This is a genomic window from Bordetella sp., from assembly GCF_057362025.1.
Genome location: NZ_JBMQQZ010000082.1, coordinates 17,182 through 29,386, shown reverse-complemented (window position 1 = coordinate 29,386; position 12,205 = coordinate 17,182). Strand labels below are relative to the sequence as shown.

Annotated in this window: 12 protein-coding genes; 8 read left to right on the top strand and 4 right to left on the bottom strand. The window is 66.1% G+C overall.

Annotation, left to right across the window (positions count from 1 at the left end; all coding sequences use genetic code 11):
• The 8 genes from ACO1P8_RS17365 to ACO1P8_RS17330 form a co-directional block, all read left to right on the top strand.
• The coding region (locus ACO1P8_RS17365) for an aminotransferase class III-fold pyridoxal phosphate-dependent enzyme (RefSeq protein ID WP_486297132.1) at window positions 1–520 on the top strand (520 nt) is incomplete at its 5' end.
• Between the two features lie 21 nt (window positions 521–541).
• Complete coding sequence (locus ACO1P8_RS17360) at window positions 542–1,765, top strand: ABC transporter substrate-binding protein (protein WP_486297131.1); 1,224 nt, start codon at window positions 542–544, stop codon at window positions 1,763–1,765.
• Window positions 1,766–1,852: 87 nt separating this feature from the next.
• Window positions 1,853–2,713 (top strand): branched-chain amino acid ABC transporter permease, encoded by an 861-nt coding sequence (locus ACO1P8_RS17355; protein ID WP_486297130.1) that lies wholly within the window; start codon window positions 1,853–1,855, stop codon window positions 2,711–2,713.
• The gene (locus ACO1P8_RS17350; protein ID WP_486297129.1) at window positions 2,713–3,684 is read left to right on the top strand and encodes a branched-chain amino acid ABC transporter permease; all 972 of its coding nucleotides are present in this window, start codon (window positions 2,713–2,715) and stop codon (window positions 3,682–3,684) included. The genes ACO1P8_RS17355 and ACO1P8_RS17350 overlap by 1 nt, the downstream gene beginning before the upstream one ends.
• Complete coding sequence (locus tag ACO1P8_RS17345; RefSeq protein ID WP_486297128.1) at window positions 3,681–4,457, top strand: ABC transporter ATP-binding protein; 777 nt, start codon at window positions 3,681–3,683, stop codon at window positions 4,455–4,457. The genes ACO1P8_RS17350 and ACO1P8_RS17345 overlap by 4 nt, the downstream gene beginning before the upstream one ends.
• Before the next feature lie 2 nt (window positions 4,458–4,459).
• The gene (locus ACO1P8_RS17340; RefSeq protein WP_486297127.1) at window positions 4,460–5,155 is read left to right on the top strand and encodes an ABC transporter ATP-binding protein; all 696 of its coding nucleotides are present in this window, start codon (window positions 4,460–4,462) and stop codon (window positions 5,153–5,155) included.
• 36 nt (window positions 5,156–5,191) lie between these two features.
• Window positions 5,192–7,459 carry a N,N-dimethylformamidase beta subunit family domain-containing protein gene (locus ACO1P8_RS17335; protein WP_486297126.1) on the top strand — a complete coding sequence of 756 codons (2,268 nt, stop codon included), beginning with the start codon at window positions 5,192–5,194 and terminating at the stop codon, window positions 7,457–7,459.
• Window positions 7,456–8,448, top strand: a complete 993-nt coding sequence (locus ACO1P8_RS17330; protein WP_486297125.1) for a LacI family DNA-binding transcriptional regulator — start codon at window positions 7,456–7,458, stop codon at window positions 8,446–8,448. The genes ACO1P8_RS17335 and ACO1P8_RS17330 overlap by 4 nt, the downstream gene beginning before the upstream one ends.
• Window positions 8,449–8,453: 5 nt before the next feature.
• Here the strand turns inward: ACO1P8_RS17330 and serB are convergent, their stop codons facing one another.
• The 4 genes from serB to ACO1P8_RS17310 form a co-directional block, all read right to left on the bottom strand.
• A complete protein-coding gene (gene serB / locus ACO1P8_RS17325) occupies window positions 8,454–9,314 on the bottom strand; it encodes a phosphoserine phosphatase SerB (protein ID WP_486297124.1) in 861 nt (286 codons plus the stop codon).
• Between the two features lie 51 nt (window positions 9,315–9,365).
• Window positions 9,366–10,112, bottom strand: a complete 747-nt coding sequence (locus ACO1P8_RS17320; RefSeq protein WP_486297123.1) for a glucose 1-dehydrogenase — start codon at window positions 10,110–10,112, stop codon at window positions 9,366–9,368.
• Window positions 10,113–10,325: 213 nt separating this feature from the next.
• A complete protein-coding gene (gene xth / locus ACO1P8_RS17315) occupies window positions 10,326–11,102 on the bottom strand; it encodes an exodeoxyribonuclease III (RefSeq protein ID WP_486297122.1) in 777 nt (258 codons plus the stop codon).
• 72 nt (window positions 11,103–11,174) lie between these two features.
• The gene (locus ACO1P8_RS17310) at window positions 11,175–12,140 is read right to left on the bottom strand and encodes an acyl-CoA thioesterase domain-containing protein (protein WP_486297121.1); all 966 of its coding nucleotides are present in this window, start codon (window positions 12,138–12,140) and stop codon (window positions 11,175–11,177) included.
• Window positions 12,141–12,205: the final 65 nt, after the last annotated feature.

Genomic DNA, 12,205 nt, shown 5'->3' with positions numbered 1-12,205 from the left:
GCCGATGGGTGCGGTCCTGTTTCACCAGCGCATCGTCGAAACCTTCGCCGCCACCGGCAAGACCGTGCCTTTCGGCCATACGTTCAGCGCCAACCCGCTGTCCGCCGCGACCTGCCTGGCGGTCGTCGACTACATGCGCAGAAACGATGTGCTGGCCAACGTGGCGGCGCGCGCCACGCAGATGGAGGCCGGGCTGCGCCGGCTGGCGGACCGCTTCCCGTGGATCGCCGATGTTCGCGGCCGCGGCCTGCTGTGGGGGTTCGAGTTCGTGACGGATCCCGTCACCGGGACACCGCCGGATCCGTCGCGCAATGCCAATGCGCGCTTCACGGCGCATTGCTTCGATGCGGGCCTGATCGTTTATACGGCGGGCATCCCGCCGCTGAATAATGCCACGCTGCTTGCGCCGCCATTGGTCATCAGCAAGACCGAGATGGAAGATCTGCTGGCGCGGCTGGAGCGTGGGCTGACCACCTTCGGCGCGGAGATGGGATTCGCCAACCACCAAGCCGCGCATTGAGCCGGCGCTTTCAAGGGGAACATGATGATGACAGACAAGAAATTGGACCGCCGCACCTTGCTGAAGGCCGGCGTCGCCGCCCTCGGATCGTCGCTGGGCGGCATCTCGTGGGCACAGCGCTCGGAAGACACCCTTACCCTGGGCGTGATCTCGCAGCAGACCGGCACTTTCGCCTATGCCGGCGACCTGGTCCTTAAGGGCGCCAAGCTCGCCCTCGAAGAACGGAACGGCACGGTACTGGGCAAGAAGATCGACCTGATCGTGCGCGACGACGAAGGAAAACCGGCCGTGGGCGTGCGCCGCCTGACCGAGGCGATCGGCACGGACAAGCTGCGCTATTTCGTCGGCAACTTCTCCAGCGCCGTGGGACTGGCCGAACTCGAGGTCGCGCGACAGGAAAAAGTGCTGCAGTATGCCGCCGGCGGGTCGGAGGACTTCACGGGGTCGCGCTGCAGCCCGTACACCTTCCAATGGTCGGCGCACGCCTACACCGCGCTGCGCGCGACGCTGGAATACGTCAGCAAGACCATGCCGGACAAGAAGAAGATCTACACGATCACGGCGGACTACGCCTTCGGGCAATCGCTACTGCATTACACCCAGGTGGCCGCGAAGGAGCTGGGGCTGGAACTGGTGGGCAACGACAATCATCCCTCCGGCGAGCGGCAGTTTACCCAGTATTTCACCAAGGCCCTGTCGACTCGGCCCGACCTGATCTGCCTGCTGACCGCGGGCGCCGATGCGGTGACTGCGGTGCGGCAATTCCACAGCTTCGGCGTGAAGTCGGTGCGGTTGGTCGGCCCGTGGACCCTCGAAGTGGAACAAATGCGCGAGTTGTCGCCGGCCATGCGCAGCGGCATGATCCTCGGCTTGAACTACTACCAGGACATCGATACGCCGATCAACAAGGCATTCGTCAAGCGCTACCTGGAAGCCTACAAGAACGTTCCTTCCTATGCGGCGGCCTATGGCTATGATTCGGTGCGGACCTTGATGATGGCCATGGACAAGGCGGGCTCCGTTGACGTGGAGGCGGTCATCAAGACGCTCGAAGGCATGCAGTTCGACAGCATCTATGGGCCGACGCATATCGACGCCCGCACGCATCAGACCATACGTCCGTACTACGTGATCGAATGCAAGGCACCCCAGGCCATGAAGAACGAGTTCGACCTGGCAACCATCGTGGCCCGGAGCGACAAGCAGCAGCCGCCCGAGCTTAACGAATGCAAGCGCCCGGCGTAAGGCCGCGTCAGGCTCGCACCGCCACACCGGTTCGCACGCTGCCCGGCGCATGAGCGCGCCGGGTGGCCCTATTCATCAGGGCAACCCATGATTTCCTTGCTAGCCGCGCAGCTCCTGAACGGACTTGCGATCGGGATGATCTACGCGCTTACCGCGTTCGGACTTTCCATCATCAAGGGGCTGTTGAACGTTCCCAACTTCGCGCACGGCGCCTTCTACGCGCTGGGCGCCTATGCCTGCTACGCCGCGCTGCAGGCCGGAATCCCCTTCGCGCTCGCGCTGGCGATCGCTTTCGCGGTTCCCGCCGCGGTGGGCGTGCTGGTCGAAAAACTCGGGGTGGCGCGTCTGATGAACGGCCCCTACCTGTACCAGCTGCTTTTCCTGTTTGGCATGGCACTGGTGCTGGAGCAACTGATCATTATTATCTGGGGGCCCATGGGCCTGAGCGCGGCGGCGCCCGAATGGCTGGAGGGCGCGTTCGACCTGAGCTTCACCTATCTTCCAAAGTACCTGGCTTTCAACGGGGTGATGGCGGCGCTGACCATCGCGGCGGTGTGGCTGCTGATCGAGCGCACCCGGCTCGGCTCGCAGATTCGTGCCGGCATCGACAAGCGCGAGATGGCGCAGTGCCTCGGCATCGACGTATCCCGTTTGATCACGGCCGGGTTCGCGCTGGGCACCGGCCTGGCCGGGTTTTCGGGCGGGCTGGTGCTGCCGCTGCTGGGTGCCAACGCCACCATGGGTTCTGAGATGCTTTCGATCGCCTTCGTCGTGCTGGTGATCGGGGGCCTGGGTTCCCTCTACGGCGCACTGGCGGGCGGCGTGCTGGTGGGCATCATCCAGAGCGTGTCGTCCGTGTTCGCGCCGTCCGCCAGTACCGTGCTCATCTACGTGGCGATGGTGGCCACCCTGATGATCCGGCCCCAGGGCCTGTTTGGGGAACGCTGATGAAACGTATCGCCTCGACCTATTCGGTTTGTGCCATAGCCATCGCGATCGCCATTGCGGCACCGTTCTGCATGCCGATCAACATCGCCACGGAGATCCTGATCTATGGCATCTTCGCGCTGGCGACTTATTTGCTGGTGAGCGTGGCGGGCCTGTATTCCTTCGGCCAGGCCGCTTTCTTTGGCGTGGGCGGTTATGTCGCCGGGTATGTCTTCATCAACACGGACCTGCCGCTGGTCGCGGGTATCGCCCTGGCGGCCGCGGGCAGCGCCGCCGTGGCGCTGGTGGTGGGCATGATGAGCATCAAGCGCACCGGCATCTACTTCATGATGCTGACGTTCGCGTTCAATCAGATGATCTATTACCTTGCGTATAGCTGGCATAGCGTCACGGGCGGCGAAGACGGGCTGGGCGGGATTCGCCGTCCCGACCTGGACGTACCGGGCGTCGGCACGCTGGATCTGTCGATACACGAGAACTTCTACATCTTCGCGGCGGTACTGTTCGTCGCCGTCTTCGCCGCGCTGTACCAGCTGATGCACAGCCCGCTGGGCCTGGTGCTGAACGCCGCGCGGCAGAATGCCCGCCGCACCGCTTCGCTGGGCTATTCGGTCTACCGCGCGCAACTCCTGGCCTTCGTGGCGGCGGGCGCGGCCTCGGGCGTGGCCGGCGCGCTTTTCGCGATGCTCTACCGCATCATGCCCATCGATGCCATTTCCTGGACCAACTCCGGCACGGCGGTGTTCATGGTCATCATCGGCGGCATGTCGTCGATCTTCGGCCCGATTATCGGGGCGGTGCTGTTCATCTGGCTGCAGGGGTTCTTCAGCCTGATCTGGGCGCGCTGGCCACTGCTGTTCGGCCTGTTCATCATCCTGGTCGTCCTGTTCCTGAAAGGCGGCGCCATCGAGCTGTTCGAGCGCGTGCGGGGGCTTTTCACTGCGCGCCGCCAGCAAAGGAGCACGCCATGAGCGCCGTCGTGACGTCCGCGAACGCCACGCCGGCGTATGCCTACGAGGCCCACAGGGTCACGAAGAAGTTCGGCGCGAACGTGGTCATAGAAGACCTGTCCATAGGTTTCGAGGCCGGCATGCTGCACAGCATCCTCGGCCCCAACGGCGCTGGCAAGACCACCTTGTTCAACCTGCTGACGCGCGATCTTCCCGTGAGTGGGGGCGATATCCTGCTGCTGGGCGAATCGGTGACTCGGCTCAAGCCGCACGAAATCGCGCGGCGCGGCGTGGGCCGTTCGTACCAGATCTCCAGCGTGTACCTGGAACTGACGTTCCTGGAGAACGTCTGGCTGGCGGCGTATCGCGCCGCGCGGGGCGGCCGGGTGGGATGGTGGCGCCGGGTCGACCGCGACACGGTGCTGCGCGAGCAGGCCAGCCAACTGCTGCATCAGCTCGGGCTCGGGCAGTACGAGCACACGCTGGCCGCCGCAGTGTCCTACGGGGACCAGCGCCTGCTGGAGATCGCCGTCACGCTGGCGACGCGCCCACGCATTCTTCTGCTCGACGAACCTACCGCCGGCCTGTCGCAGCGCGAAACGGAGCGCGTCAAGACCTTCATCGAGGCCATCAAGCCGCAATACACGATCGTCATGATCGAGCACAAGATGAACGTCGTCATGGAGATTTCCGACCGCATCCATGTGATGAACCGGGGTGCGCTGATTGCCGCCGGCACGGCGGCCGAAATCGCCGAGAACCAGGCCGTTCATGCCGCCTACTTCGGACTCTGAACATGTTGCTCAAGGTCAATTCCATCAATACCTATTACGGCCCCAGCCAGGCCATCCACGACGTCTCGTTCGAGATCGGGAACAGGGAAGTGGTGGCCCTGCTCGGGCGCAACGGCGCCGGCAAGAGCACGACACTGCGTTCCATCATGGGCCTGAACGGCGCCGCCAGCGGCACCATCACCTTCGACGGCAGGGACATTACGCGCCTGAGTCCGCATGCCATTTCGCGGCTGGGCGTGACGCTCGTGCCGGAAACGCGCGACCCGTTCGTGTTGCTCACGGTGCGCGAGAACATCATGCTCGGCTACCGGCCCGGTTCGCCTTACACGCTGGATCGCCTGATGGACCTGTTTCCGCTGCTCAAGGAACTGCTGCGCAAGAAGGGCGGCGAACTCTCCGGTGGCCAGCAGCAGATGATGGTGATGGCGCGCGGCCTGGCCATGGGACCGCGCCTGCTGTTGCTGGACGAGCCCTCGCAGGGACTCGCGCCCATCATGGTCAAGGCCGTCGCCAATGTACTGAACCAGCTGAAAGGCGACGATTTGACGATCCTGCTGGTGGAGCAGAACCTGACCATGGCGCTGGACATCGCCGACCGCGTCGTCGTGCTGGAAAACGGCGCGGTGGCGGACAGCTTCGGCAGCGCCGAAGCACGCGCCACACCGGCGCGCCTCGAACAATACCTGGCGGTGCACTGAAGCCACGTTCGCCATTTGCAACACGAATCCGCACCCATGACCGCATCCCCTGAAAACCCGCCCATCGTCGGCTACGTCACCCCGTTCAGCGCGCGGCCCGGACAGCGCCTGTCCTTTCGGATCAGTTCGACAGGCAACCGGCCATTCAGCGCGCGGGTAGTGCGCATCCATTGCGCGGATCCCAATCCGCAAGGCCCGGGCATGAAGCTCGAACCCGTGGCACTGCCCTTGCAGGCGGAGTATGCCGGCCTGGACCAGCCGGTGTATCCCGGCTCCTGCGCGCTTGCCGCGCTGCCTGCGCTGCCCGACGGCAACGGCCGCTGCCTGAAGCTGAGCTTGCGATGCAAGCCCACCCTGTTGCGCGACGACCGCCCCCAGGTGCTCGCCAGCCTGCAGGACGAGCAGGGCGCCAGCGGCCTGGCCCTGGTGCTGGACCGGGGCGAGCTGCGCGTGCGCGTGCTGGACGGCCAAGGCGCCACGACGCGCGACTTGCCCACCGGCCTGCATCCGCTGCAGGATCGCTGGCAAGCCGTGCAGTGGATGGTGGACAGGCAGACAGGCCGTGTGGATGTGTCGTTGAGCCACGTGCCGGCCGGGACGCCGGGCGCCGGTCCCGCGATTCCTGCCCGGACCGGGCAGGCGATGGCGGATGCGGGCCTGCCGCCACCTGCGCGCCTTTGCCTGGGGGCGCTATGGCGGGGCCATCCGGTATCGGGTTTCAATGGACTGGTGGAAGCGCCCACGCTGCATGCCGTCGCGGCAGGTGGCGCGGACGCCGGCATGGCTGTCCAGCCTACGGAGCGGCTGCTCGCCGCCTGGGACCTGTCCGCCGGGATGCAGGACCCGCGCATTCCCGGCACCCAACCCGGCATGCCGGCCCTCGATCTGGTCAATATGCCCGGCCGGGCGGTGCGCGGCTCGGCGTGGACCGGCCTGAACCAGGACTGGAAGCGGGCCCCGGCGGAGTACGCCGCGCTGTATTTCCACGCGGACGCCTTGGCCGACTGCGGCTGGCAGGAGGCCCTGAGCCTGCAGATACCGCCCGGCATGAAATCCGGCGTGTATGGCCTGGAGGTGGACAATGGCGTGGGCAAGGACACCATTCCGTTCTACGTGACGCCCGGCGTGGACGGGCCTCGCGCGCGCATCCTGTTCCTGGCACCGACGTTGACCTACCAGGCCTACGCCAATCATGCGCGTGGCAATTACGCGGGCGAACTGGAGCAGCGTATCCGCGCGTGGGGTGCCTATCCGCACAACCCCGATGTGGTCACCCGATTTGGCGCGTCCACCTATAACCGCCACAAGGACACGGCCGGCATCAGCCTGTCGTCGCGGCTGCGGCCCATCCTGACGATGCGCCCCGGGTACCTGACCTTCGCCGATGCGCGCGGCTCCGGCTTGCGCCATTTTTCGGCGGATTCGCACCTGACCGACTGGCTGCACGAGAAGGGCTACGACTACGACGTCATCACCGATGAAGACCTGGACGACCAGGGCGCGGAGGCGCTCGCGCCCTATGATGTCGTGCTGACCGGCTCCCATCCCGAATACCACACGCGGCGCATGATCGAAGCGCTGATCGCCTACCGGGAAGCCGGCGGCTACCTGATGTATTTGGGCGCCAATGGTTTCTACTGGAAGATCGCCCGCCCCGCATCGGCGCCGCACATGCTGGAGATCCGGCGCGCCGAGGGCGGGATCCGCGCCTGGGCCAGCGAACCGGGCGAGTACTATCATCAGCTCGACGGCGGCTACGGCGGCATGTGGCGTCGCAATGGCATCCCTCCCCAGGTGACCGGCGGCGTCGGCTTCGCGGTGCAGGGGGCGTTCGAAGGCGTCGGTTACCATCGCACTCCGGAATCGCGCGATCCGGACGTGGCCTGGCTGTTCCAGGGCGTGGATGGCGAGTCCTTCGGCGGCCATGGCCTGTCAGGCGGCGGCGCGGCAGGCTTCGAGCTGGACCAGGTGGTGCCGGAACTCGGTTCGCCCGGTTACCTGAAGATCGTGGGTATCTCGGATGGGCACGGCCCGACTTTTCGTACGGTGCCTGAAGAAATACTCACTTGGACCATCGCGGCATCGCTGCCCCGCAAGTACGAAGGGGTGCGCGCCCACATGGCGGTCGGCCTGGCCGAACAGGGCGGGGGCCTGTTCGCCGTCGGTTCGATCACCTTCCTGGGCAGCCTTGCGTACAACCGCTACGACAACGATGTGTCGCGAATCATGGAAAATTGCCTGACCCATTTCCAGGCGGCGGCCGCGCGGCGGCGCGGACGCGGCCCCATCCCAGTATCACGGTGAAAAAGAAAACCCCCACACAGAAAGACGTCGCCCGGTTCGCCGGCGTTTCGCAGGCCGCCGTATCGCGCTTCGTCTCGGGCAAGGGCGCGATCTCGGACGAGATTCGCGAAAAGATCCTCAAGGTCATCGACCTTGTCGATTACCGGCCGGACCCTGTCGCGCGCGGCCTGAGCAGCGGAAGATTCAACATCATCGCCATCGTCATGGCCAACATCACCAACCCCTGGTATCCGGTGGTGCTGGAGTTGATCACCCGCGAGCTGCATCGCGTGGGGCTGCAAGCGCTGTTGTTCAACGCGACGCCGCCACAGACCGTGGATGACCTGATGCCCCTGGTGCTGCAGTATCGGGTCCGCGGTGTCATCATCACGACAGCATCGCTGAACTCGTCCGGCGCGGACCTCTGCGTCAGGCAAGGCGTGCCGGTGGTCATGTTCAACCGGTATTCGCAGGTGGGGAACGGTCATTCCGTTTCCACGGACAACATCGGTGGCGGCCGCCTGGCGGCGGATGTCCTCCACCGTTCGGGTAGCAGGCATCTGGGGTTCCTGGGCGGCATGCCCACCGTTTCGACCAATCGGGACCGTCTGGCGGGATTCATGCAGAGAGTGGCCGATTTGGGCTTGCCCTCGGCGCCCGCGCTAGAAAAGGAATTCACCTATGCCTGGGGGTACGAGGCCACGCGGACGCTCCTGGCGCGCCATCCCGCGCTGGACGGCCTGTTCTGCGCCGACGATGAAATTGCGTCGGGGGCCATCGACGCCTTGCGCTACGAACTGGGCAAGCGCGTGCCCGAAGACGTGCGCGTATTTGGCTTTGACGATCACCCGGTCGCATCCAACGCGGCCTACGACATGACGACCATACGGCAGCCGGTGGAAGAGATGATCGCCGCCGCCATCGCGCTGCTGCTGGGTGACAGCACCGGGAATGAACACAAGCTGCTGCCGGGCCAGCTGATTTACCGGAAGTCGACGCCGCCGGCCTAGGCGTCTCAGCCGCGCGTCGGGGCCAGCGCGTTCAGCAGCGAATCCAGGCCCAGGCGGTCGATGACGACATCCAGGAGCGGACGCAGGATGGCCTTGGGCCGAAAGCCCACCGCCAGACCGGCCAGCGCCATCATTTCGCGGTCGTTCGAGCCGTCGCCGATGGCGATCGCGGCCGACGTGGGAATGTCCATCTCGGCGCAGAGCCGCGCCAGGTGGCGCGCCTTGGCTTGCGCGTTGATGAGCTGTCCTTCCAGCTCGCCGGTAAGCCGGCCGTTCTCGACGGCGAGCCGGTTGGAGTAGTCGGCATCCACGCCCAGCTCCGCGCGTACCCGGCCGGTAAAGTAATCGAAGCCGCCCGAGACGATTGCGGTTTTCAGTCCCGCTCGCCGCAGGCCCGCGACCAGCGCGCGGGCGCCGGGCGAAAAACGCACACGTGCGTCATACAAAGATTCGAAGGCACTGACCGGCAATCCCGCAAGCAGCCGGGTGCGCATCCGCAGGCTGGTGTCGTAATCGATCTTGCCGGACTGCATGGCCTGCTCGGTCAAGGCGGCCACCTGCTCTTTCTTGCCGACCAGATCGGCCAGTTCGTCGATGCACTCGATATTGATCAGCGTCGAATCCATATCGAACACCGCGAGCTTGAAGTCCGCCAGGCCGCAGCCCGGCGGCAGCACCGCGCTGTCCAGCCCCATCGCCTGGCAAGCGGCATGCAAGGTGTCGCGCGGCGTATCCGCTTGCGCGGGGAGAGTGAGCCGGGCGGCCGCCGGCCCCTGGTAGGCGATGCCGCTGCCCCGCAGGCGGGCGGCCAGGCTTTCCACGGCAGTCGAGTCGAGGGCGGTGGGACTTTGGACGAAGACGTGCATGAAGCGGCGGACGGAAGGCAAAAGCTGGGACTATACGCCGCCCCAATCGCCTTAGCGCAGCCCGCCGCTGGCGGTGATGGTTTCGCCCGTCAGCCATGCCGCATCGTCCGAAGCCAGGAAGGCGGCGACCGTGGCGATGTCCCGGGGCTGGCCGACGCGGCCCAGCGGGGTCTGGGCGACCACCATGGCTTCCATTTCCGAACCGGCGATGCCCGCGCTATGCACGCCTTCGGTAATCACCATGCCGGGGTTGACGGCATTGACGCGTATCTTGCGCGGGCCAAGTTCGCGCGCCAGGACACCGGTGATGGCATCCACCGCACCCTTGGTGGCGCTGTAGACGGCGCTCTCGGGCGGCGTGATACGCGACACCACGGAGCTGATGTTGATCACGCTGGCGCCTTCGCCCAGATGCGGGGAGGCCGCCTGGGTCATCAGCAGCACGCCCAGGACATTGACGTCGAACTGCTTGCGGTAGTGTTCTTCCGTGATGTCGCCCAGGGCGGCGAATTCGTAGATGCCGGAATTATTCACCAGGATGTCCAGGCGCCCGAACTGCGCCACCGCGGCGGCGACGATGGCCTTGGCGTCCGCGGCCTTGGAGACGTCGCCGGCGACGGCGACCGCCTTGCCCTTGGCGGCGGTGATTTCCTGCACGACGGTTTCCGCGCCGGCCTTGCTGGAGGCGTAATTGACGACGCCGGCGGCGCCGTCGGCCGCCAGCGCCTTGGCGATGGCCGCACCGATGCCCTTGGACGCGCCGGTGACAACGGCGACCTTGCCTGCGAGTTTGCTCATGATCGGTTTCCTACAAAAGGATGAATCGGGGAGGGCGCGCCGGCAGGACGCCGCTGCGCGCACCTTCGAGCCGATCACGATAAGCGTTGTCGGGGCGGGGATAAACGCTGTCCAGCGGAATTGATACGGCGGAATTCCGGAACAGTGGCGCCGCGCCGCCTGGCGCGGCGCGGACAATTGGCTGCCGATGCGGCCGGCGCGGGGCCGTCGCCGTCAGGCCGGCTTCAGGGTGATCCAGGTCGGCGCGTGGTCGCTGGCTTTTTCCCAGCCGCGCACATCGCGGTCCACGCCCGCATCCAGCAGGCGCGGCGCCAGGGCGCGATTCAGCAGCAGGTGATCGATGCGTATGCCGGCGTCGCGTGCATACGCGTTACGGAAGTAGTCCCAGTAGGTAAAGATGCGTGCGTCCGGATGGCAGGTGCGCAGGGAATCCGTCCAGCCTTGCGCGATCATCTTATGAAAGGCCTCGCGCGATTCGGGACGGAACAGCGCATCGTCGACCCAGCGCTCCGGCTTGTAGACGTCCGCATCGGTGGGGATGACGTTGTAGTCGCCGGCAAGCACCGTGGGCTGGCCGCTGTCCACCAGGCCGGCGGCATGGGCGATCAGGCGGTCCATCCACTTGAGCTTGTAGTCGAATTTGGGTCCCGGCGCGGGGTTGCCGTTGGGCAGGTACAAACATCCCACGACGATGCCCTGCACCGTGGCTTCGATATAGCGGCTTTGTTCGTCGGCGTCGTCGCCGGGCAGGATGCGGCGCGATTCCACGGGGTCGCAGCCGCGTGTCAGGATCGCAACGCCGTTCCAGCTTTTCTGCCCGTGCCAGATGACGCCGTAGCCGGCGTCGCGGATGGGGCCTTCCGGAAATTTTTCCTGCGGCGCCTTGAGTTCCTGCAGGCAGGCCACGTCGGGCTGGGTCTGTTCGAGCCAGCGCAGCAGGTTGGGCAGGCGGCTGTTGATGCCGTTGACGTTAAAGGTGGCGATTTTCATGGGATACGGGCGCTAAGCATTCTTCGAACATCCATCATAGCGGCGGGTGCGGCCGCCTGCTGGACCGTGGGGTCAGGCGGAGCCGGCGCGCAGCGAATGCGTGGCCAGCACCTCCAGCACGCGGCGGCCTTGTCCGGTGGTGATCGTGACACGAGTGACCGCGGTGGTGCGGCCCCGATGGGCGATATCCGCCTCGGCCTTCAGTTCGTCGCCTTCCCCCGGGCTGACATAGGTGGCCGTGATACTGCTCAAGCCCCAGTCGGCCGGCAGCGCGGCCTGGGCCGTGGCCTGCGCGAAGCCCAGCAGCACGCCGCCCTGCACGTGGCCGACGCGGTTCGCGATGTGCGGCCCGTTGGCCAGCGCGCCGGACGCGCCGCCCTCGCGGGCATGCGTGCGGTAGCCCCACAGCCGTTGCGTGAAATCGTTGGCTGGCTTGCTGTCGTCCAGCGCCATGCGGACGTAATCGAACAGCGCGCGCTCGCCGGCGTCCAGATCGGTGTCGGGGTCGAGCAGCGGCGTCTCGTCCAGCGCGGGATCGACCGGGGTCAGGAAGGGAATCGGAATGCCGGGCGGCAGGTCCAGCACCATGAAAGTGGCCGTGCCCAGCCCGATCTCCCGGCCCGCGCCGTGCAGGGTGACGCGGCTGACGGCCTGCCGGCCCGCGGCGCCGTGCAGAAAACCATGAAAGCTGCTGCGTGCCGTGACGGGTGCATGGCAGGGCGCGCCCGTCAGTTGCAGCTGCATGTTGACGGTGGCCAACCGTGTATCGGCGGGCAGCGCCGCGCGTATGGGCGCGGCCAGCGCCAGGTCGGCCAGGACTCCCAGCGCGGTGCCGTCGATGGCGCCGTCCCGGGCATGGCATTCCGCCTTCATGCTGACCAGGCTGTCGTCGACGGTGACGCGGTCGAAGGACACTGCGAGGAAATTGCCGGCGAAATGGAAACCGTGTTCGCGGCGGCGCCGGATGGCACGCAGGACGCGTTGGAGAATGGGGTCGAGTGCCGAAGAGCGGATGTCCGGAATAAGCGTATGCGTCATGGGAACAGGAAGGAAGCGGGACCGCGCGACGAGCGGCCGGATGATCGCGATGATATCCCGGCTGG

Coding starts and splice junctions, on each gene's coding strand:
- ACO1P8_RS17335 (WP_486297126.1), top strand. CDS start 5,192: ATGACCGCATCCCCTGAAAACCCGCCCATCGTCGGCTACGTCACCCCG.
- serB (WP_486297124.1), bottom strand. CDS start 9,314: ATGCACGTCTTCGTCCAAAGTCCCACCGCCCTCGACTCGACTGCCGTG.
- ACO1P8_RS17310 (WP_486297121.1), bottom strand. CDS start 12,140: ATGACGCATACGCTTATTCCGGACATCCGCTCTTCGGCACTCGACCCC.
- ACO1P8_RS17355 (WP_486297130.1), top strand. CDS start 1,853: ATGATTTCCTTGCTAGCCGCGCAGCTCCTGAACGGACTTGCGATCGGG.
- ACO1P8_RS17320 (WP_486297123.1), bottom strand. CDS start 10,112: ATGAGCAAACTCGCAGGCAAGGTCGCCGTTGTCACCGGCGCGTCCAAG.
- ACO1P8_RS17345 (WP_486297128.1), top strand. CDS start 3,681: ATGAGCGCCGTCGTGACGTCCGCGAACGCCACGCCGGCGTATGCCTAC.
- xth (WP_486297122.1), bottom strand. CDS start 11,102: ATGAAAATCGCCACCTTTAACGTCAACGGCATCAACAGCCGCCTGCCC.
- ACO1P8_RS17360 (WP_486297131.1), top strand. CDS start 542: ATGATGATGACAGACAAGAAATTGGACCGCCGCACCTTGCTGAAGGCC.
- ACO1P8_RS17350 (WP_486297129.1), top strand. CDS start 2,713: ATGAAACGTATCGCCTCGACCTATTCGGTTTGTGCCATAGCCATCGCG.
- ACO1P8_RS17340 (WP_486297127.1), top strand. CDS start 4,460: ATGTTGCTCAAGGTCAATTCCATCAATACCTATTACGGCCCCAGCCAG.